This window comes from Acrocarpospora macrocephala, assembly GCF_009687865.1.
Classification (GTDB): domain Bacteria; phylum Actinomycetota; class Actinomycetes; order Streptosporangiales; family Streptosporangiaceae; genus Acrocarpospora; species Acrocarpospora macrocephala.
On record NZ_BLAE01000084.1, the window covers coordinates 1 to 20743 of the forward strand.

A 20743-nucleotide genomic window follows, 5' to 3' on the forward strand; every position below is an offset into this window, starting at 1 on the left:
CCCCCAGCCCGACCCCCACCCCGCCGCCGTCCTCGCCGAGCCCGACGCCCTCCCAGCCCCCCGCGGGCGGAACCTGGGCAACCGGCGTGTTCTACGCCGTCGGCGCGCAGGTCACCTACGCCGGCGTCCGCTACCAGTGCCTCCAGCAGCACACCTCGCTGGCCGGCTGGGAGCCGCCGAACGTGCCCGCCCTCTGGCGCAGGCTCTGACATAAGCGACCCGCGCCCGGGCTCCCCCCGGGCGCGGCCCTCGCTCCAGGAGAAATCATGAGGCGGTACGTCCTACTCGCGGCCCTGCTCCTCACGGGCTGCGGCACCCTCGAACCCGCATCGCCCGTCAACGCGTCCGACGTGATGTTCCTGCAGATGATGGTCGCCCACAACCAGCAGGGCGTCGGCCTCACCAAACTCGCCGAAGGCCGTCAGGTACGCCCCGAGGTCCGAACCCTGGCAGCCGCGATCGGCTCCACCCAGAGCACCGAAGTCCAGACGATGTCCCGCTGGCTCCTCGAATGGGACCAGCCCCTGACCGCGGAACCCGACGAGCACTCCCACCACGGCGGCATGCCGCAAACCACCAAGGCCGAACTCACCCGCCTCCGCAAGACCCCCGACTCGGACTTCGAACGCCGCCTCCTCAACACGATGATCGCCCACCAGGACGACGCCATCCAGCTGGCCCGCTACGAAACCGGCGGCGGCGCCAACCCGGCCGCACTGGACCTGGCCCGCCAGATCGACGTCTCCCGGACAGCCCAGATCAAGTACATGCTCGACCTCCTGGACGCGCCGTCCAGCACCTAGCCCGATCGTCAGACGGAGACGCCGACGCCGCCGCGGGTTTCCGCGCCGAAGCGTTCCTTTTCGCGGGCGATGTTCAGGGGTTTGATGGCGGCTTTGGCGTTGATGATGTCCTCGCTGAGCAGGCTGAGGGGGACCAGCCAGGAGACCTCGAATTCGAGGCCGTCGGGGTCCTTGGCGTAGAGGGCCTTGGTGGTCGAGTGGTCGGAGGCGCCGACCAGGGCGTTCAGTTCGGTGAGTTTGGTGGAGATGCGTTCCAGTTCGGCGAGGGTGTCGACTTCCCAGGCCAGGTGATAGAGGCCGACGGAGGTGCGGCCGGCGCCGGAGGCCGCGGCTTGGGGGCCGATCTGGAAGAGGCCGAGGTCGTGGTCGTTGCTGGAGCCTTCGGCTTGGAGGAAGGCGGCGCCGGGAAACTCCATGACCACGCGGAAGCCGAGGGCCTCCCGGTAGAAGGCGACGCTGCGGGCGACATCGCGGACGTAGAGCACGGCGTGATTGAGGCGCTGGACTGGCATGTTCCCTCCCAGGAATCTTCTCGCTCTCTTCAGCGATATCCCCGGGCGAGGTTGTTCCCGCCCCGGCGGGGGCGGCGATCCCCGAAACTGTCGGTGGCTCGTCGTACGGTGTCCAGCGGACCAGAGGGGGACTTGATGATCATCGACCGGGTGTCACGAGAGCGCGAGGCCAACCGGCTGCTCTTCCGGATCGTCCATCACGTGGCCATCCACCACGCGGGGCGGCCCTTCGACGAGATCGTCGGCGTGCTGCGCCGGGAGCTTCCTGGCTCGCCGCCGTTGGCGGAGGAGGAGATCCGCCGCATCGCCGAGCAGATCAGCGTGGGGCGCGACCCGTCCGGCCTTCCTAGTCCGGAATAGGAGGTTGGAGTAGGGCGGCGGGGTCGGCGATGACGCGTTCGATCACCTGGCCCGCGGCGCCCAGGGCGGCGGCTTCGAAGCCGAGGTGGGAGACCATGATCGGGGGGACGGAGACGCGCATCTGGCCGAGGCGGGATTGCAGGGTCTGGGTGACGATGTCGCCGATCCAGGGGAACAGGGGGACGAAGACGCCGCCGAGGACGATCGTGTCGGGATCGACCAGGTTCACCGTCGAGGAGAGGGCGACGCCCAGCGCCCAGCCCGCTTGATGGCAGGCTGCCGTCGCGGCGGGGTCCTGGGCCTTCAACCGGCCCACCATGGTCATCACGCCCCCGGCGGGGGCTCCGTTCTGGGCGCCGAGCAGGGCGTCCTGTCCCGCGTACTGTTCGAGGCAGCCTCGGCCGCCGCAGCGGCAGGGCGGGCCGTCGGGGGAGACGACGACATGGCCGAGCTCGCCCGCGAAGCCCCGCGCGCCGCGGAACAGCGAACCCGCGACCACCAAACCCGCCCCGATGCCGATTTCTCCCGACACATAGAGAAAGTCGGTCGGACCAGAGCCGAACCAGAGCTCGCCCAGCGCCGCCAGGTTCGCCTCGTTCTCGACGTGCAGCGGGATGCCCAGATCCAGCAGCGACAGCACCGGCACATCCCGCCAGCCCAGGTTCGGCGCGTTGTGGACGACGCCGCTGCCGAGATCCACAGGCCCGGGCACGGCCAGCGCGCCGCCCACGATCCGCAGCCCGTTACCCACAGCTTCATCCACAGCCGAAAGGGCCAAATCCCTGAGCCTGGCGATGACATCCACAGGCTGTGCGGAACGGTTATCCACAGCCTGTGTACGACGGAGTCGTACCGACCGGGAAAGATCGACCACCCGGACCGCCAGATAGTCGACGTTGATCTCCAGCCCGAGCGCGGCCACCCGATCCCCCCGGATGCGCACCTCGACCCCGGGCCGCCCCCGCTCGCCCCCGCGCACGGCCCCGGTCTCCACCACCAGGCCGGTCTCGATCAGGTCCGCCACCAGCTTGGACACCGTGGTCTTGGTCAGCCCGGTCACCTCGGCCAGCGCCGCCCTGGTGAGCGAGCCGCGCGCGCTGACGGACCCGAGCACCAGCGCCAGGTTGCGGGCCCGCATCGCATCGTGCCGTACGGCCTGGGTCATCCACGCCTCCGCGCACCTGAGAGAAAAGAGATCAGTGAAATCCTAGTAATGACTACTTGACCCACGCCGACCTACCACCGATATTTAGTCCACAACGTAGACTAATTGGAGGCGGCCCCATGTACACCCCCACTCCCGAGGATCGTTTCACGTTTGGGCTGTGGACGGTCGGATGGCAGGCACGGGATCCGTTCGGCGACGCGACCCGCGCCCCGCTCGACCCGGTGGAGAGCGTGCACCGGCTCGCTGAGCTGGGCGCTTACGGCGTGACCTTCCACGACGACGACCTGCTCGCGGTGGAGTCCGACCGGGCCACCGCGATCGAGAGCTTCAAGAAGGCGCTCGCCGAGACCGGTCTGAAGGTGCCGATGGCCACCACCAACCTGTTCACTCACCCGGTGTTCAAGGACGGCGGCTTCACCAGCAACGACCGCGAAGTCCGCCGCTACGCGATCCGGAAGGTCATCCGCAACATCGACCTGGCGGCCGAGCTTGGCGCCAAGACCTACGTGTGCTGGGGCGGCCGGGAGGGCGCGGAGTCCGAGGCCGCCAAGGACATCAAGGCCGCGCTGTCCCGCTACAAGGAGGCCATGGACATCCTCGGCCAATACGTGATCGACAAGGGCTACGACATCAGGTTCGCCGTGGAGCCCAAGCCGAACGAGCCGCGCGGCGACATCCTGCTGCCCACCGTCGGCCACGCGCTGGCGTTCATCAACGAGCTGGAGCACCCCGAGCTGGTCGGCCTCAACCCGGAGGTCGGGCACGAGCAGATGGCCGGGATGAACTTCGCGCACGGCATCGCCCAGGCGCTCTGGCACGGCAAGCTCTTCCACATCGATCTCAACGGCCAGAACGGCATCAAGTACGACCAGGATCTGATCTTCGGCCACGGCGACGTGAAGAACGCCTTCTTCCTGGTGGACCTGCTGGAGAACGGCGGCTACGACGGCCCGCGCCACTTCGACTACAAGCCGCTGCGCACCGAGGACGCCGAGGACGTCTGGGCGTCGGCCGCGGCCAACATGCGGACCTACCTGATCCTCAAGGACAAGGTGGCCAAGTTCAACGCCGACCCCGAGGTCCAGGAGGCGCGGGCCGCCAGCCTGGTCCCGGACCTGTCGCTGCCCACCCTCGGCGAGGGCGAGACCCTCGACGAGCTGCTCGCCGACGAGCGGGACCCGGAGGAGCTGGCCACCCGCGGCTTCCACTTCACCCGCCTCAACCAGCTCGCGCTCGAACACATTCTGGGCGTTCGATGACGCTGGTCGCGGGGGTCGACTCCTCGACCCAGAGCTGCAAGGTAGTGATCAGGGAGGCGGCCACCGGCGCACTCGTGCGCGAGGGCCGCGCGTCCCATCCGGACGGCACCGAGGTGCACCCCGATCACTGGTGGCACGCTCTCCAGCAGGCGATCGACCAGGCGGGCGGCCTGGCCGACGTGGCCGCCGTGGCGGTCGCCGGCCAGCAGCACGGCATGGTCTGCCTGGATTCTTCCGGCGAAGTCGTCCGGCCCGCCCTGTTATGGAACGACACCCGTTCCGCGCAGGCGGCGCGAGATCTGATCGACGAGCTGGGCGGCCCGGAGAAGTGGTCGGAGGCGGTGGGCAGCGTGCCGGTCGCCTCGTTCACGGTCACCAAGCTCCGCTGGCTGGCCGAACACGAGCCGGAGCACGCGAAACGGGTGGCCAAGGTCTGCCTCCCGCATGACTGGCTGACCTGGAAGCTGGCCGGCCGCCCGGAGACGATCACCACCGATCGTGGGGACGCTTCGGGCACCGGATACTGGTCGCCGTCCACGGGGACGTACCGGACTGATCTGCTCGCGCTCGCGCTGGGCGCGAGCCCGGGACTGCCGCGCGTGCTGGGCCCGGCGGAGCGGGCCGGGCAGATCCCCGGCGGCGCGCTGCTCGCGCCCGGCACCGGCGACAACATGGCCGCCGCGCTCGGCGTGGGCGCGCGGCCTGGCGACGTGGTGGTCTCGATCGGCACGTCCGGTACGGCTTTCGCCGTCACGGACCGCGCCGCGAACGACCCGTCCGGAGCGGTCGCCGGATTCGCGGACGCCACCGGGCGGTTCCTGCCGCTGGTGGCCACGCTCAACGCGGCCCGGGTCCTGGACGCCGCCGGCAGGATCCTCGGCGTCGGCCCGGAGGAGCTGAGCGCGCTGGCCCTGTCGGCTCCGCCGGGTGCGGACGGTCTGGTGCTGGTGCCGTACCTCGAAGGGGAGCGCACGCCGAACCGGCCGGACGCGACCGGGTCTGTGCACGGGCTGCGGCTGGCCAACTCGACGCCCGCGCATCTGGCGCGGGCGGCTGTGGAGGGCATGCTGTGCGGGCTCGCCGACGCGCTGGACGCGCTCGGGCTGGCCCCGAATCGGGTGCTGCTGATCGGCGGCGGCGCCCGGTCCGAGGCGGTGCGGCGGATCGCGCCGGGCGTGTTCGGGTGCTCGGTGCAGGTGCCGCCGCCCGGGGAGTACGTGGCCGATGGCGCGGCCCGGCAGGCGGCCTGGCTGGTGGCGGGCACGCCGGAACCGCCGGAGTGGGCGACCGGGGAAACGGTCGCGTACGAGGCGGAACCGACCCCGGGATTGCGGGATCGCTATCATGAGGCAACCGGCTGACCTGGGACGACCGCGGTGGGGTGGGGTTTGCCCCACCGCGGACCCTGACGGAACCCTGATGCCGCCTCGGGGGTGGGCATCAGGGGTATATCGGTACTTAGCCGGATGGTGGGGCAAAGCCGCAAACACCAGACTTTAAACATGGTCAAGAGGCTTGCTCCCCTGGTCGCCTGCGCGGGCGTGGTCGTCGCGCTGGCCGCGCTCGTCCCGGATCAGATCGATCCGGTGAACATGACGATCAGCACCGCGCTTGATCACAGCTGGAGCACCCGGCTGGCGCTGGCCGCGCTCGGGGTGGCCGCGTTGGCGTTATGGGCGGGAATGCGGGCACAGCGGGCCCCGGTGGGCGGCTGGCCGGAGCGGTTGATCGTGGTCTGGGGCGTAGGGATGATCGCGTCTCCGGTGCTGCCGGAGATGGTCTGGCAGGTGCTGGCCTGCACCACGCTGCCCGTCGCGACCGCCCAATTGGTCGGCAGGTTCACCGACGACAAGCGGTGGCGGGTGGTGGCCCGCCCGGTCGAGTGGCTGGCGCTGGCGGCGGGGCTCGGGGTGGCCGCGCTCACCTATGTCGCGCTGCCGGGCGACGGCGTCATGATCGGCTTGGTGGAACGCGTCCTGCTGGGCGTCGAGGTGGCCACGCTGGCCTTGCTCGCGGCTCGCCTGGTCCACCTCACCTGGGCCCACTCACTCCCAAATCTGACGGGTCCGGCATTTCGTAACATGTCCTTAACTAGATCCAAATAGCACGCAGCAAACTGCTACTCTCATCGGCTACGTACGGCCTTTGAGGGTGCCATGACAGCGAGCAGATCCGTCCGTTTCAAGATTTCTACGTTGCTGGTCATCCCGCTGGTATCGCTTGTGGCGCTCTGGGGATTCGCCACGACGATCACAACGAGCGAGTCCCTGAACTTGTTGACCATTTCCACCTTGTACGAATCGATCGGGGTTCCCGGCGACAAGCTGGCCCGATCGCTCCAGCGCGAGCACCTGCTCTCCGCCGAGTATCTGGCCACCGGTTCCACCGAGGCCAGAAGCCTGCTGGACGATCAGCGCCGGCTCACCGACGACGATCGGCAGGAGTTCCGGCGCAGCTCCAGCACCAGCCAGGCGCAGAACGCCATGAGCCCGCCGATGAAGGCCAGATACAACGACGCGGTGGCCGCAGCGGATGAACTGGACGATCTCCGGCAGGACGTGAACGGGCGCCGCATCGACCTGGTCACGCTGGGGCAGCGGTATGCCTGGCTGCCCACCGCCATGATCGCGCTGATCAACAGCATGACGCTCAGCAACAACGTCGAGCTCTACCAGCAGTCCCGCAGCCTCACTTCGATCGGCCTGGCCGAGGACCACATGACCAGGGAGTTCGCGCTCGCCTCCGGGCTGCTGCTGGTGCACAGCCGGTGGGAGGAGCCGGAACGGCGGGCGTTCACGCAGCTCGCCGCCAAGCGGGAGTTCCTGTTCGAGCAGGGCATGACGGAGCTGGAGCCGGACCTGCGCGCGCCGTTCGAGAAGTTGATCGTCTCGGACGCGTACCGGCAGTTCCAGCGGATGGAGGCCCGCATCGTCAGCGGCACCATCGGCCCCGACCTCACCCACGCCGCCTGGCGGCAGGTGTCCCTGGATGTGGACAAAGTCTTCCGGGCGGCCATCGACAACGGCGGGGTGGCCCTCGCATCCCGGGGCGAACCCGTCGCGATCGCCACGTTCGTGCGCGCCGGAGTGGCCGGGATCCTGGGCCTCGCCGCAGTGGTGCTGTCGCTGTTCGTCTCGTTGCGCGCCGCCGGAGCGCTCTCCCGCGAGCTCGGCGGCCTGCGTTCGGCCGCCCAGCAGCTGGCCGAGGTACGGCTGCCGCGCGTCGTCGAGCGGCTCCGCCGCGGCGAGAAGGTCGACGTGGCCCTCGAGGCCCCCGAGCTGGAACCCCCCGGCACCACCGCCGAGGTGCGCGACGTGGCGCACGCGTTCAGCGCGGTCCAGCACACGGCCGTGGACGCCGCCGTCGACCAGGCCAGGCTGCGGGAGAGCGTCGGCCAGGCGCTGCGCAACCTGGCCCGTCGCAGCCAGGGCCTGCTGCAGCGGCAGCTCAAACTGCTGGACGCGATGCAGCGGCAGACCGAGGATTCCACCGCGCTGGAGGATCTGTTCCGGTTGGACCATCTCACCACCCGAATGCGGCGCCACGCCGAAGGCTTGATCGTGCTGTCGGGCGGCTCGCCGGGCCGTACGCACCGGAATCCGGTTGCGGTGGCCGAGACGTTGCAGGGCGCGGTCGCCGAGGTCGAGGATTACCCCCGGGTGCGGGTGTATCCGATGCCGGAGGTCTCGGTGAAGGGCTCCACCGTCACCGACCTGATCCACCTGTTCGCCGAGTTGATCGAGAACGCGACCGCGTACTCGCCGCCGCACACCGAGGTCTCGGTTCGCGGTGAGGCCGTGGCCAAGGGCTTCGCCGTCGAGATCGAGGACCGCGGCCTGGGCATGTCCGCCGAGGACATCGACGCGATCAACCGGCGGCTCGCCAGCCCGCCCGAGTTCAGCCTGGCCGACACCGAGCGGCTCGGCCTGATCGTGGTCGGCCGCCTGGCCACTCGCCACGGCGTCCGCGTGCAACTGCGCCCCTCGCCCTTCGGAGGAACCACCGCCATCGTGCTCATCCCCGCAGCCGTGCTGGCGCCGGAGGCCGTCCTGGAAGGGGCAGGCGCATGACCGGCCACTACGAGGAGTGGGTGGACGACGGCCCGGTAGTCCGCTCCTACGCGCTGACCCGCGGCCGCGCCAGGACCAAAGCCCCGCTGGACCTGATGTCCGTGGTGGCCGCGACCGGCGCCCTGGTCCCGAACAACGCCGACCTGGGCCGCGAACACCGCCGCCTGCTCGAACTGATCCCGCGCTCCCGCCAGGTCGCCGACGTCGCCTCCGAAGCCGACCTCCCGCTCGGCGTGGTCCGCGTCCTGCTCGGCGACCTGCTCGACCACGGCCTCATCCTGGTACGGCCTCCGGCCGGCGGCGGCTACGTCCCCGGCGCCACCCAGTCCGCGCCCCCACCCCCGTCGGAGAGCATCCTCAAGGAAGTGATCACCGGCCTGCGCGCGCTTTAGTGGCCTTCGCGGGGCACCCCGAAGTGGTCGTAGTAGAAGGCGAAACGTTCGCGCAGGGCGGGGACGCTGAGGCCGAAGTCGGCGGCGTCGTAGGAGTGCACGCCGTGGCGGCCGCGCCTGTGGCGCGGGTACCAGACGGTCATCAGGCGTTCGGTCTCCTCGGTGAGCTCGGTGCCGGTGGCGGCGTAGATCCGGCGGACCGTGGCCATGGGGTCGGCGTTGAGCTGGGCGAAGTGCACGTCGACGAAACGGCGGTCGGCGCGGGCCCGGTCCCGTACGGAGGCGCGGAGCAGGCGTTCGGTCAGGTCGGTGACGTGCCTGCCGATCAGGTGCGGGTCGGGGTGGTGGTAGTTCTGGCGGGAGGCGTACGACATCGTCGCCGACAGGGACAGAACGCTGCGGATGGGGTCGCGGTGGGTCTGCACGAACGTGCCGTCGGGGAAGGCCGCGGTGAGCGGGCCGAACTGTTCCAGGTGCTGGGGGGACTTGAGCAGCCAGCGTTCGCCCGCCGGGCGGATCCACTGCATCGCCTGCAGGGCGCGGCGGAGGTAGACGTATCCGGCGGTGTGGTCAGTCGTGACGTACCAGGGCAGGTAGCCGGGAAGGGGAGAGATCGTCTCGAAGAACATCGAGGAGAAACCCATCGCGAGGGGCATCACCTCCTCCTCGGGGGCTTCGTTCTGCCTGTCCTGCGCCTCGGGCGCATTCCAGCGGATGAACTTGAGCACCCGCGCGCCCGCTTTGATCCGCGGATCCGGAGCCTGGATCGGCTCCGCGAACGGCATCGGGTTCAGCGCCTCCCAGAACGGAATCGACCGTAGCCCCGGATCCCGCGCGAGCAGGCGGTGCAGGAAGGTCGTCCCGCTCCGCGGCAAGCCCGCGATCACGATCGGCCCGGTCACCGGCCGCTCGAATACCTGCGGCCGCCGCCGGGCCAGATCCTCCAGCCGCAGCCGGTTGCTCAACGCCACCAGCAGCGCGTAATGCGTGCTCAACCGGCCCAGCGCGTGCAGTTCGGCGTCCTCGTCGAGGGTCCGGCACAACAGCTCCAGCGGCACGTCCAGCGGCGCCAGCTCGCCGAAATCCGTCAGCCGGGTCCGCCGGCGCGCCTTCGCTTTCAGCGCGGACGCGTCCAGCGGCCACCACATCCGGGCGAACGGCAGCCGCGCCGCCACCCGCAACGGAATCGGCAGGCGTGGATTCTGAAATGCCAGCGCACGCTCGGTCAGGTCAGCGCGCCGGGGCCGAGGGATGCCCTTCAGCATGCGAACTCCGAATCCGGAAACCACCGCCCCCCGGGGTCTCCAGCGAACCTCGGGAACCGTGAATCTCACTCATGCCGAGTGTCGCAGCGCCGGGCCTGCTACGGAACCACTTCGATGTTCGCCATCATGCCCTTGTCCTCGTGGCTGAGGATGTGGCAGTGGAACGGATACTTCCCGAGGAAATCCCGGAACCGCATCCTGATGACCACTTCGCCGCGCACCGGCAGTTGCACGGTGTCCTGCCGGCTTCTCGCGTCGTACGGCGTGCCGTTGACGCTCATGACCTGGAAATCATTGACGTGGATGTGAAAGGTGTGCTCCTCGTCGGAGGTGTTGCGGACCGTCCACTCCTCGGTGGTGTTCAGCCGGGCGCGTACGTCGATCCGGTTGAGGTCGAACAGCTTGTTGTCGATGAAGAACTGGGTGGCGTTCTCGGAGAACGTGATGACACGACGCCGATCGACCCTGCGCTTACGCAGATCGTCGAACGGTGCGAATGTCGTGGGCAGCGTCGCCGGTTTCAGGGGTGAGCCCGCGGACACCAGGGTGGCCAGGGCCGCCTCCGGATAGGTGTCCCCCGCGGGTCCGGTGCTGTACGCCAAGGTCCGCAACACGCTCTGACCCGCCGGGGGCCCCTGCACCAGCACGTCGAAGCGGCTGCCCGGGGGCAGCACGAGCGTGTCGGCGCTCCACACCGCGCTGACGGGGTTGGCGTCCTGCGCGATGACGTGGAAGCGCGACCCCGGCAACTGGACCTTGTAGGCGATGTTGGCCCCGATGTTGGCTAGTCGCCAGTGCTGGGTCTCGCCGGGGCGGATGCCGATGATCGGGTCGACCAGCCCGTTGACGGTCCTCGTGGTCGGCGCGTTGCTGTCGATGCCGGCGGTGGGAATGGCGCCGTCGCGGATCTGGAAATCCTTCAACGCGATAAGGCGCCGGGTGATGTGCTTCAGGTTTTCCGGCAGGTATTTCTCCAGACCGTCGATCACGATGGCCCCCGACAGGCCGGCGAACACCTGCGGTTCGCTGAGCGGGTGCGCATGCGAGTGGTACCAGTACGTTCCCGGGGGCAGGTCTTTCGGCAACCGGTAGCTGTAGTGGAAGATCTCGCCCGGGTGAATGTGGACGTAGGCGTTGTCGGAATGCCCCTGCGGTGAGATATGCCAGCCGTGCGTGTGCAGGTTGGTGTGTTCCGGCAGCTTGTTCACCAGGGTCAGATCGAGGCGGTCGCCGGGGCGTAGCCGAATCGTCGGGGGCATGTACTCGCCGTTGTAGGTCAGCGCTCGCAGTCGCTGGCCCGCCAGATCGACGGTGCGTATCTCGGCAACCAGTCGTACTTTCAGGGTCTTGTTCCTGCTGACCAGCTCGTATGGCTGGCGGAAAGCTTTCCGCGCCTTGCTTGCCGTCGGTTGCGGGTCTGATTGGACGGGGGGAACGGCGCCGCAACCGCTGATCACGACGATGCCGGCGATCAAGCTGACCAGCGTGGCCCGGCTTGCGGACATGGAGCCCCTCACGTGCGACGAGTGGGGGCGAGGAAATCGTATGACCGATTGGCGGGAGCTCCGAGCCGACACTCAGCCCCGGCTCACCCGGGAATCCGGTGAATCGCTTCACCAGGAGCACGCAGAGAAACGTGTCTAGTAAAGCCTAAAACGCAACTTGACCGTAAATTGCAGATGTTCCCCGACAATTCCCAAGAGCTTAAGCCGGAAATCTTGCCTTTCTTGGCATGCTGTTCATCCAAAGCAGGCGACGTCATACCGCACGATAAGGAAAGGGAGTTTTCTTGCTCCAGCGCAATCCCGCGTGAGGGGGAGAACGATGTCTTGGCAGGATCGCGCGGCCCGCGCGCTACGGGTGCTCGACGGCGACCCCAGCGGCAACGGGGACCACAGCCGGCAGATCTTCAACCACGTCCTGAACGAGTCGAACCGCGACGACTACATCAGCCGCGACTTCTTCAACGTCCAGCAGACCGCGGGCGGCCTGCCCGAGGGTGTCTCCTTCGACCAGTTCGTCGGGCTCGTGGCCGGGCATGTGCGCAACGAGTTGGAGGGGAGCGGCTTCGGCGACGAGCTGAGCGACGACGACTTCCGCACGGCCGCGCTCAGCTTCGACGAAACCATCCGCCAGCACATCCGCTTCCTCAACGGCGTCGTGCACCAGGCGGCGCCCGGCGAGGTGCATCTCAACCTGTGGGACCTGATCCTGCGCTCCCGCGACGACAGCACGAGCATCTACTCCTGCTACCGGGACTTCCTCGTGAATGCCTAGCCCGGAACCTTCCCGAAGGGACGCAAATCCTTGCGGGGGCGTGCAAGTCCTTACGAGGCGCCGCAAACCCGCGAGCCATCGCCTAGGACGCGGTCACAGACCGGTCACCTCGGCGCTGGCCGCCCACAGGGCCTCGGCTCGCGCCAGATCGCCCATGGTGGCGGGAACGTTCCGCGGCCGGTCCTTCTTGAAGTAGCGGCCGGAGTTCGTGACACCGTCCGCCGCGGTCGCCAGATGGACCAACCGGGCGGCCCCGGACTCGGGTGGCTCGGCGAGCCCGGGAAGGGTGAGCGCGCGCATGATGAAAGTTCCAGCGGCGAATCCCGTTCTGATCACGCCGGGATGAAAGCAGGTCGCCGCGGTCCCCCGCGCCGCGAGGGCGACCGTAAACAGAACATTGGCCTGTTTGGAGTCCCCGTACTGCTGCCACCCATTCCACCGCCGCCCATTTCGGGACAAATCCGAAATATCGAGCTTTGCCCAATAGGCGGCGCGGGAGGTCGTCGTGACCACCCGCCCCACCCGGTCCAGGAGCAGGTTGGTCAGCAGGAACGGCGACAGGTGGTTGACCTGGATCATCAACTCGTGACCGTCTGAGGTGAGCTCCCTGCGCGGGGTCATCACTCCGGCGTTGTTGGCCAGAACGTCTACGCGCGCGCAGTGTTCCTTGATCTCGTCGGCTGCCTGCCGTACCGAATCGAAGGACGCGTAGTCGGCCACGACGATCTTCGGATCACTGTCCGAAACCGATCTCGCACGCTCGGCCACCGCCGTGAGGCGCGCCCGGCTGCGCCCGACGAGGACAAGTTGGTGCCCCTTTTTGGCGAGATCAAGGGCGGAAGCTGCGCCGATTCCCGCGCTCGCCCCCGTAATCACAGTAATCATCAGTTCCTCCACTGCGCACGAACTGTATCGGTGCTAGTCTCCTGTGCGATCTTCCGGAGGTGCATTTCCCCCCAAATGCGGCGCGAGCCTCCACGCACTGCAGGAGTGGCCATGGGTTCAAGAAACCGGTCGATTCGGTTCAAGATCTTTCTCTTGCTGCTCTTACCTCTGCTGACCTTGAGTGCTTTGTGGGGATTCGTCCTCAATCTGACCGTCGGCGACGGCCTCGCGCTCCTGCGGGCCGCCACGCTGTACGAGACGATCGGAGTGACCTCCACCGACCTCGGCCTGCGGATCCAGGAAGAGCGATCACTCTCCGCCGACGTGCTCAGCAGCGGCCAGACCAGCTCGGCCGAGCTCAGCACCATGCAGGCCAAGACGACCGCGGCCGTGGACGCGTTCACCAAGGCCGCCAAGGATCCAGAAGCGCGCGGCTCGATGAGCGAGGAGCTGCTCGCGCCGCTCGACAGCCTCATCGTCGGCCTCGGGAACCTGCCGCGAATCCGGGACTCGGTCGCGCTGGGCAACGCCACCCGGCTGGAGGCGATCAAGTCCTATAACGCGATCATGGACGATCTGTTCCGGGTCTACGATCGGCTCGTCTCCGTGCCGGATCTGAGCATCTTCCAGCAGGCCAACGCCATGCAGGCGATGGGCAACGCGCACGAGATGATCGCCCGCGAGGACGCGCTCATCCGCGGCGCGCTGTCCAGGGGCAAGCTGACCGCCGAGGAGCACAACGCCTTCAGCGAGTGGGTGGCCACCCGCCAGTTCCTCTACGCGAAGAACCTCCCGGTGCTCGAAGGCGGCATGCGCACGCCGTACGAGACGGTGCTCAACTCGGATCTGTTCACCCAGTTCCAGCTGCTGGAGAACCAGATCGTCAACCAGGTGCGCTCCGGCGGGCCGCTGCCGGCCGAGGCCGGCAAGTGGAAGTCCACGGTGGACAGCCTGATCGTCCGGCTGGACGACGCCCGGATCCGCTCCTCGGACGCGCTCAACAGCAACGCCACCTCGGTGGCCACCGGGATCATGGCCAGGATCGCCATCGCCGGCGGCCTCGGCCTGGTGGCCGTGGTGGCCACGATCATCTTCTCGGTCCGCTTCGGCCGCCGCCTCGTCCGCGACCTCGCCGGGCTGCGCCTCGCCGCCATCGAGCTCGCGGACGTACGCCTCCCGCGGGTCGTCGAACGCCTCAAGAAGGGCGAGGAGATCGACGTCGAGACGGAGGCCCCGCCGATCGTCGCGGGCGGCTCCACCGAGGTCGAGGACGTGGCCCACGCGTTCAGCTCGGTCCAGCGCACCGCCGTCGAGGCCGCCGTCGGCCAGGCCAACCTGCGCCGCGGCGTCAACCACGTCTTCCTCAACCTGGCCCGCCGCAAGCAGAGCCTGCTGCACCGCCAGCTCACCCTGCTCGACTCCATGCAGCGCCGGGCCAACGACCCGGAGACCCTGGAGGACCTGTTCCGGCTCGACCACCTCACCACCCGGATGCGCCGCCACGCCGAAGGCCTGATCATCCTGTCCGGCGCCACGCCCGGCCGGTCCTGGCGCAAGCCGGTCCCGATCATCGACGTGGTCCGCGCCGCCGTCGCCGAGGTGGAGGACTTCACCCGGGTGACCGTGCTGCCGATGCCGGAGTCCGCGGTGGCCGGCGCGTCGGTGGCCGACCTCATCCACCTGGTCGCCGAGCTGATCGAGAACGCCACCGTCTTCTCCCCGCCGCAGACCAAGGTCCAGGTGCGCGCCGAGATGGTCGCCAACGGCCTGGTGCTGGAGGTGGAGGACCGCGGTCTCGGCCTCGCCCCCGAGGAGTACGAGGCGATCAACGCGAAGCTGGCGACGCCGCCCGAGTTCGACCTGGCCGACAGCGACCGCCTCGGCCTGTTCGTGGTCGGCCAGCTCGCCGCCCGGTACGGCATCGGCGTGGTGCTGCGCTCCTCCCCGTACGGCGGCACGACGGCCATCGTGCTCGTGCCCAGGGCCCTGGTGGCCGAGGAGGGATCACCCGCCTCCATCCCCCCCGCCAAGATCCAGGCGGAGGTCGTGCCCGCCCAGCCCGCGCTCACGGCCGCCGAGCCCCCGATCGACGTCGACGACCCCGAACGGGCCGGCCCGGAAACCTCGCCGTTCTTCACCCCCGCCGCGCTGCGGACCGAGCCCGTCCCGTCGGCGCCCCGCAACGACACCGGTCTCGCGGTGGTGCCCCAGGCCGCCCCGTCGAACGGCGGGCTGCCCGTGCTGCCGTCCCGGCGGCGGGCCGGCCGGACGGAGGAACCGGCTGCGCCGGTCTCGCCCCCGCCGCCGAAGCCCAGCTCCTCGGTGGCCAGCGGAACCCACGCGGGCCTGCCCCGCCGCGTTCGCCAGTCGCACATCGCCCCCCAGCTCAAGGAATCCGAGCCGGAGCGGGCACTGCCACTGTCCGCGCCCACGCCCACGCCCACCGAACGTACGCCTGAGGAGGCTCGGGCCATGTTCTCCGCCTTCCAGCAGGGGGCGCGGCGGGGCCGTGAGGATGCAGACTACGCAGATACCACTAACGGCGAGAAGGGTGAGGAATGACCGGGAAAGTGACTGCGTCTGGCGAGCTGAACTGGTTGCTGGACGACCTGATCAGCAGGGTCGGGGCCGTCCGCCAAGCGGTGATCCTGTCCACCGACGGCCTGGTCGTCGGGGCCTCCCAGGGACTCACCCGCGAGGACGCCGAGCACCTGTCCGCCGTGGCCGCCGGATTCCAGAGCCTCGCCCGAGGCGCGGGACGACATTTCGCCGGCGGCGAGGTGCGCCAGACCATTGTGGAAATGGAAGCTGCGTTCCTATTTGTCACCGCCGCCGGGCAAGGCACCTGCCTGGCCGTCTTGGCCGCTTCTGACGCTGACGTGGGCCACATCGCGTACGAGATGGCGATGCTCGTCAAACGCGTCGGGCAGCACATATCCACCAATCCCCGGCGGAACTCCCCATGACGCCGCCGCCGGAGTGGCTCGACGAGGAGGCGGGGCCGATCGTCCGGCCCTACGCCCTCACCCGTGGGCGCGCCCATTCCTCGGCCGACGACATGGACCTGATCGCCATGGTGACGGCCGTCGGAAAGATCCCGCGCGACCCCGCGGACATCGGTCCTGAACAATGGCGAATCCTGGACATCACCGCCAGAGCCACCTCCGTGGTAGACATTGCTTCCGAACTGGATCTCGCCCTCGGAGTCGTCCGCGTCCTCCTCGGAGATCTGCAGGACCAAGGTCTGATCCGGGTACGGCCACCGGCCCAGGTCGCGCCGCTCCCCAGCGAGCGCATTCTCAAGGAAGTGATCAATGGCCTTCGCGCCCTCTGACGAGCCGGTCGCCCTCAAGATCCTCGTCGCCGGCGGCTTCGGCGTCGGCAAGACCACGCTGGTCGGAGCGATCAGTGAGATCCGCCCGCTGCGCACCGAAGAAGTCCTCTCCGACCGGGGAGTCGGCGTCGACGACGTCGGCGGCGTCGAAACCAAGACGACGACCACCGTCGCGATGGACTTCGGCCGCATCACGATCCGCGAAGGCCTGGTCGTCTACCTGTTCGGCACCCCCGGACAGGAACGTTTCTGGTTCATGTGGGACGAACTCTCGTACGGCGCCCTGGGCGCGGTCGTCATCGCCGACACCCGCCGACTAACCGACTGCTTCCCGTCGATCGACTACTTCGAACAGCGGGGCACCCCGTTCATCGTGGCCGTCAACTGCTTCGACGGCGCGGAACGCTACGAGCCAGACGACGTCCGCATAGCCCTGGACCTGGACCCCGAAGTCCCGGTCCTGCTCTGCGACGTCCGCCGCCGCGCCTCCGCGAAAGTCGTCCTGGTCACCCTGGTCGAACACGCCCTGAAAACCCTCACCGCCGCCCAGAGGTAAGTGACGACCGCGCTTCCCGGCGCGGTCGGATACCCGCTCAATCGGGCTGCTGGCGAGTCCTGGGATCGCAGATCATCCGGTTGCAATAGAGCTTCGGGTTGCTCTCCAGCACCTCCCGCTCACCATTGGCGCTGAATCCGATCCTTTCGAACAGGCGCCTGGCCGGCTCGTTGCCCTCGGTGACGAACAACCCGACAGTCGGACGGCCAAGCTCGCGAGCCCACCGGAGAACGTCGTCGACCAAGAGTTCGGCGATTCTGCGGCCTCGGGCCGACGGCATGACCCACATGCTGATCAGCTCGACCAGATCGGCATCGTCCTCGGGAAGGTAACCACCGACGATGCCGACCGGCTGATCATTGAACGCGACCACCTGTACGCCCTTGCCGGGCTGCATCCTGCTCCGCCAGGTCGCCTCGTCATAGCCTCGCTCAACGTCCAGGGACGCCCCAAACGAGTCAGGCGAATCCCCAAGCGCCACCAACCGCATATCCCGCCACAGCGCCCAATCCTCGGCCCCGATCCGCCGTATCTCCACCATCCGCGACCTCCGTCCCTCCGGCGATCGCGCCACTGTACGGACTCCGCTCTGGCGGCGGCCACCCGATTACGGCCGGGTCTGCGAGGGTGTCGTGGTGAGTTCGGCTGATGTTCGGGCGATGTTGGCCGGGGGCTAGAAAGGGCTCGTTACACTCCGGCGCGTGACAGCGCCGTCTCCTGCCCACCCCGAAGCGTCGCCCCGTTCGACCGCTGCGACCACCGCGGCCAGCCCGGCTGGACCGGAGGCTGACAAGCGTCGTGACCCGTTCCTGGACAACGCGAAGTTCCTGGCGATCGTCCTCGTGGTGGCGGGGCACCTGATCGAGGACTTACGCGATGTCCAGGCGGCCCACGCCCTCTACTTCTTCGTGTACCTGTTCCACATGCCGCTCTTCATCGTCATCAGCGGCTACTTATCACGAAATTTCACCGCTCTCCGGGCCCGAAAGCTGATCACCAGCCTGGCCGTCCCGTACATCATCTTCGAAGTGGCCTACTCACTCCCGCGCTACTTCTTGTACGGCAAGCTGGAGATCACCCTCCTCGATCCCTACTTCCTGACCTGGTTCCTCATGTCACTGTTCCTCTGGCGACTGTCGACCCCGCTCTGGTTCCAGGTGAAATGGCCCCTGGCGGTCGCGGTGGGGATATCGGTGCTGTCAGGAATGAATCCCCTTCCCGACGAACTGTCGATGAACCGGACGATGGGCCTACTGCCCTTCTACGTTCTCGGCCTGATGCTCAAGCCAGAACATTTCCAGTTGCTCAAGCGCAAATGGATCAGAATCACCGGGGCCGTGGTCCTCGTCGCCGGACTCGGGATCGCGTTCGCCGTACACACCGCTGTCAAGACCGAGTGGATCCGCTGGCGCCACGCCAACGGCCAGATCGGCGTCGACGACCTGACCGGAAGCGCGATCCGGCTGGCCCTGCTCCTCGTCGGAGCACTCCTCGTGGCCTCATTCCTGGCCGTGACCACCTCCCGCCGAACCTGGTTCACAGCCCTCGGAGCAGCCACGATCTACGCGTACCTGCTGCACGGATTCGTGGTGAAGGTCATTGAACGGTTCCACGATTATCTGGTCAATCCGGCGGGCGTTGCCGCCATGTTCGTTGTCGCCGTGGCACTCACCGCTGTGCTGTGCACGCCAATCGTGCGAAAGTTCACCCGCTGGGCGGTGGAGCCGAACATGTCGTGGGCGTTCAGCCGCAGAACACGACGCTGACGCTCACCAGCCCTGACATCGGCTTGGCGGAATCAGGCCCAGACCGTCTGCTGCTGCACTTCCAGGGCGGGCGTCCATGGCCCGGAGCCCGGCCGACGTTGATCGCATGCCCGTCATGATGAATCTCCCGAACGTTATGTCACGGCGGGGCGCGCTGGGCCGGACCTTCGTCCTGGCGGTCGTGTTGCTCGCCGCGGCGGGCCTGGCGCAGTTGACGGACACCTGAATCCGCGGCAGGGCTCCTATTTCCCGATCAACTGCTGAACGCCGACAGCGTGCCGAGCACCGCACCCAGAGCCGCCGCGCGAATCCCGAAGGGCTGTTGCTCGGCATCGCCCGTCGTGCGAGGATCGGATTCCGTCCAACCGATGGAAAGAGATGTAACATGTCTCGTCCCTGGGAGGCCGATCCTACAGCGGATCTGAGCAAACGCCTCGGAAAGTCCGCACTGGAGCTAGGGGAAACGACCGGAAGCCCGTCATGCCCTGACATTTGGGAACTATCGAACGGGGATATCGCCATAATCGGTCGAGACTTAACCCGAGCGTATGGAGCCCGATTGCCGCAAGGTGTCAGCATCGGCGAGGATGAACGGCTGGTAGTCATCCCGCGCAGCATGATCGTTACCGCCAAACCGGACATGCCTGATGCTTAGCCACATCGCTCATGCTGAGTCGCAGACCTTGAGTTCTAAGGGCTACCTGGAGGACTTCTGGCCTTATTTCCGAGAGCTGAAACATGCTTTCTGGAAGCTGGAGACTTACCAAAACTTCAGAGAGCCGGAAGACGCGAGCTGGCGGGCGCTCGATGACGGCGACTGGGCTGAGGCTGTTCGCCTTATCGACGAACGTCGCGCAGAGATCCAACAGCCGCTATCCGACGCTCAAGGATTCACAATGCGGCGCCTTCGTATTGTGGATAAACCATACACGTCGTATGTGCAGTGGGAACTCTATTACATCCGGTTGCGTGCGCTGGCCGGCGAGGATATTCGTGTTCTAGAGTCGGACTCGCTCCCGGCGCTTGGAATTGCGTATCGGCTGCCTGAACTCGTCATCCTGGACTCGGTGGTCATGTACGAGGTGCTCTACACCGACGACGGGACACTATCGGGTGCGCGGAAGATCGTGGATTCAGCCCTGATCGATGCTTGTCGGCATGAGGTTGAGAAACTGTTCGAGGCGGGCCGCGAGCTCCTCCCGTATATGAACAGTGAACGATCGGTATTACCGCCGCCCTTGCAGCACACCAGCGGTCTCATCGTTTAGCGTGCCCAGACGACGCCTCTTCCGACCCATTGCGGGCGGTAGCGGGCGTCGTTTTGTTGTGATCTCGCTATTGCTTCTATCGATTGTTTCTATTTCCGGCCTGGTGCTGTCTTCTCCATTCTTCTTGGCTGCTCTGGGGGGTCGGCGTACCGACTGGATGATACTCAGTAACATTGGACAGACGTATGGGGCCGCATCCGCACTGGTGTCAGTCTTGGCCTTGGTCGGGGTGGCCTTTTCGCTCATCGTGCAGTCACGGGAGGCAAAGGCCACGCGTGAGCAGGCCATGCGAGCCCTTCATGCCGACCTGATAAAGATGGCGATGGATGACCCTCTTTACCGGGCCTGTTGGGGCGCCTTTTTCACTTCCGAAGATGAAGATAATCAGCGGGCCCATATGTATGTCAATATGATCGTCAATCACTGGTTGCTGATGTGGGAATTGCGCTCGATCACAGAACCACATCTTCGAGCTGTGGCTCGCACCGTTATCGAGGGGCCGATTGGTAGGAAATTCTGGGAGGATGTGCGTGACCTCCGTATCGCGAGTGCGGGAACACGCCGGGAGCGTGAATTCAATCGAATTATAGACAGCGAATATGTGGGGATGGCTGAAATTACCCCCGCAGTCCAACGGCCCGCTCGTCAGGATGGTCGATCGTTCGCCCCCGACGGTGTTCACGCGCGAAACATCGTTGACCGGACCTTTGTATGGAGAATCTTAGTCGCCTTGGGTGCGGGTCTGGCCTTTGGCGTAATTCGCCGGATACTGCGAGCCAGGCCCAAGAAGGGAAATGGGAAGTATGCGTGAGATTCGGTTCCGCTGGC

General features: G+C 67.3%; 23 protein-coding genes. 17 read left to right on the forward strand and 6 right to left on the reverse strand.

Annotated features, from left to right (window positions below; genetic code table 11):
* Window positions 1-209 (forward strand): carbohydrate-binding protein (locus Amac_RS56900; protein WP_373869945.1); only part of this gene is annotated, 209 nt, incomplete at its 5' end.
* 57 nt (window positions 210-266) lie between these two features.
* Window positions 267-803, forward strand: coding sequence for a DUF305 domain-containing protein (locus Amac_RS46635; protein WP_155360881.1), 537 nt, complete (start codon window positions 267-269; stop codon window positions 801-803).
* 8 nt (window positions 804-811) lie between these two features.
* Here Amac_RS46635 and Amac_RS46640 read toward each other — a convergent pair whose 3' ends face one another.
* Window positions 812-1315, reverse strand: coding sequence for a VOC family protein (locus tag Amac_RS46640; protein WP_155360882.1), 504 nt, complete (start codon window positions 1313-1315; stop codon window positions 812-814).
* A 135-nt stretch (window positions 1316-1450) separates the two neighbouring features.
* Here Amac_RS46640 and Amac_RS46645 point away from each other — a divergent pair, with 135 nt between their 5' ends.
* The gene (locus Amac_RS46645; protein WP_155360883.1) at window positions 1451-1675 is read left to right on the forward strand and encodes a hypothetical protein; all 225 of its coding nucleotides are present in this window, start codon (window positions 1451-1453) and stop codon (window positions 1673-1675) included.
* On the opposite strand, the gene Amac_RS46650 is transcribed toward Amac_RS46645, so the two are convergent.
* The gene (locus tag Amac_RS46650; RefSeq protein WP_155360884.1) at window positions 1662-2840 is read right to left on the reverse strand and encodes an ROK family transcriptional regulator; all 1179 of its coding nucleotides are present in this window, start codon (window positions 2838-2840) and stop codon (window positions 1662-1664) included. The two genes, Amac_RS46645 and Amac_RS46650, sit on opposite strands and share 14 nt — an antisense overlap.
* 119 nt (window positions 2841-2959) lie before the next feature.
* Here Amac_RS46650 and xylA point away from each other — a divergent pair, with 119 nt between their 5' ends.
* The 5 genes from xylA to Amac_RS46675 all read left to right on the forward strand — a co-directional run bounded on the left by xylA (window position 2960) and on the right by Amac_RS46675 (window position 8564).
* The gene (gene xylA / locus Amac_RS46655; protein ID WP_155360885.1) at window positions 2960-4102 is read left to right on the forward strand and encodes a xylose isomerase; all 1143 of its coding nucleotides are present in this window, start codon (window positions 2960-2962) and stop codon (window positions 4100-4102) included.
* A complete protein-coding gene (xylB, locus tag Amac_RS46660; RefSeq protein ID WP_155360886.1) occupies window positions 4099-5463 on the forward strand; it encodes a xylulokinase in 1365 nt (454 codons plus the stop codon). Before xylA ends, xylB begins: the two co-directional genes overlap by 4 nt.
* A 141-nt stretch (window positions 5464-5604) precedes the next feature.
* On the forward strand, window positions 5605-6207 hold the full coding sequence (locus tag Amac_RS46665) for a DUF998 domain-containing protein (protein ID WP_246269144.1): 603 nt from the start codon (window positions 5605-5607) through the stop codon (window positions 6205-6207).
* Window positions 6208-6393: 186 nt separating this feature from the next.
* Window positions 6394-8172 carry a sensor histidine kinase gene (locus Amac_RS46670; RefSeq protein ID WP_170323003.1) on the forward strand — a complete coding sequence of 593 codons (1779 nt, stop codon included), beginning with the start codon at window positions 6394-6396 and terminating at the stop codon, window positions 8170-8172.
* On the forward strand, window positions 8169-8564 hold the full coding sequence (locus Amac_RS46675; RefSeq protein ID WP_155360889.1) for a DUF742 domain-containing protein: 396 nt from the start codon (window positions 8169-8171) through the stop codon (window positions 8562-8564). The genes Amac_RS46670 and Amac_RS46675 overlap by 4 nt, the downstream gene beginning before the upstream one ends.
* Here Amac_RS46675 and Amac_RS46680 read toward each other — a convergent pair.
* Window positions 8561-9829 (reverse strand): sulfotransferase family protein, encoded by a 1269-nt coding sequence (locus tag Amac_RS46680; protein WP_155360890.1) that lies wholly within the window; start codon window positions 9827-9829, stop codon window positions 8561-8563. The two genes, Amac_RS46675 and Amac_RS46680, sit on opposite strands and share 4 nt — an antisense overlap.
* Window positions 9830-9927: 98 nt before the next feature.
* Entirely contained in the window at window positions 9928-11334 is a 1407-nt protein-coding gene (locus Amac_RS46685) for a multicopper oxidase family protein (protein ID WP_155360891.1), read from the reverse strand.
* A gap of 319 nt (window positions 11335-11653) precedes the next feature.
* Here Amac_RS46685 and Amac_RS46690 point away from each other — a divergent pair, with 319 nt between their 5' ends.
* Window positions 11654-12106 (forward strand): hypothetical protein, encoded by a 453-nt coding sequence (locus tag Amac_RS46690; protein ID WP_155360892.1) that lies wholly within the window; start codon window positions 11654-11656, stop codon window positions 12104-12106.
* Window positions 12107-12199: 93 nt separating this feature from the next.
* Here the strand turns inward: Amac_RS46690 and Amac_RS46695 are convergent, their stop codons facing one another.
* A complete protein-coding gene (locus Amac_RS46695; protein ID WP_155360893.1) occupies window positions 12200-12991 on the reverse strand; it encodes an SDR family NAD(P)-dependent oxidoreductase in 792 nt (263 codons plus the stop codon).
* Between the two features lie 153 nt (window positions 12992-13144).
* Here Amac_RS46695 and Amac_RS46700 point away from each other — a divergent pair, with 153 nt between their 5' ends.
* Genes Amac_RS46700 through Amac_RS46715 form a run of 4 tightly spaced genes read left to right on the forward strand, consistent with a single transcriptional unit; the run spans window position 13145 to window position 16881 of the window.
* Window positions 13145-15553, forward strand: coding sequence for a sensor histidine kinase (locus tag Amac_RS46700; protein ID WP_170323004.1), 2409 nt, complete (start codon window positions 13145-13147; stop codon window positions 15551-15553).
* Window positions 15550-15957: a roadblock/LC7 domain-containing protein gene (locus Amac_RS46705; protein WP_155348089.1), complete on the forward strand. Its 408-nt coding sequence runs from the start codon at window positions 15550-15552 to the stop codon at window positions 15955-15957. The genes Amac_RS46700 and Amac_RS46705 overlap by 4 nt, the downstream gene beginning before the upstream one ends.
* Window positions 15954-16325: a DUF742 domain-containing protein gene (locus Amac_RS46710; protein ID WP_155360895.1), complete on the forward strand. Its 372-nt coding sequence runs from the start codon at window positions 15954-15956 to the stop codon at window positions 16323-16325. Before Amac_RS46705 ends, Amac_RS46710 begins: the two co-directional genes overlap by 4 nt.
* The gene (locus tag Amac_RS46715) at window positions 16306-16881 is read left to right on the forward strand and encodes a GTP-binding protein (RefSeq protein WP_155348087.1); all 576 of its coding nucleotides are present in this window, start codon (window positions 16306-16308) and stop codon (window positions 16879-16881) included. Before Amac_RS46710 ends, Amac_RS46715 begins: the two co-directional genes overlap by 20 nt.
* Window positions 16882-16918: 37 nt before the next feature.
* Here Amac_RS46715 and Amac_RS46720 read toward each other — a convergent pair whose 3' ends face one another.
* Complete coding sequence (locus tag Amac_RS46720; RefSeq protein ID WP_307729849.1) at window positions 16919-17422, reverse strand: GNAT family N-acetyltransferase; 504 nt, start codon at window positions 17420-17422, stop codon at window positions 16919-16921.
* Between the two features lie 160 nt (window positions 17423-17582).
* On the opposite strand from Amac_RS46720, the gene Amac_RS46725 reads away from it, so the two are divergent.
* From Amac_RS46725 to Amac_RS46735, 4 genes are all read left to right on the forward strand, one after another.
* The gene (locus tag Amac_RS46725) at window positions 17583-18647 is read left to right on the forward strand and encodes an acyltransferase family protein (protein ID WP_155360896.1); all 1065 of its coding nucleotides are present in this window, start codon (window positions 17583-17585) and stop codon (window positions 18645-18647) included.
* Window positions 18648-19032: 385 nt separating this feature from the next.
* A complete protein-coding gene (locus Amac_RS56905; protein WP_170323005.1) occupies window positions 19033-19302 on the forward strand; it encodes a hypothetical protein in 270 nt (89 codons plus the stop codon).
* Window positions 19295-19915 (forward strand): DUF6879 family protein, encoded by a 621-nt coding sequence (locus Amac_RS46730; RefSeq protein ID WP_155360897.1) that lies wholly within the window; start codon window positions 19295-19297, stop codon window positions 19913-19915. Before Amac_RS56905 ends, Amac_RS46730 begins: the two co-directional genes overlap by 8 nt.
* Window position 19916: 1 nt before the next feature.
* Window positions 19917-20726 (forward strand): DUF6082 family protein, encoded by an 810-nt coding sequence (locus Amac_RS46735; protein WP_155360898.1) that lies wholly within the window; start codon window positions 19917-19919, stop codon window positions 20724-20726.
* Window positions 20727-20743 lie beyond the last annotated feature (17 nt).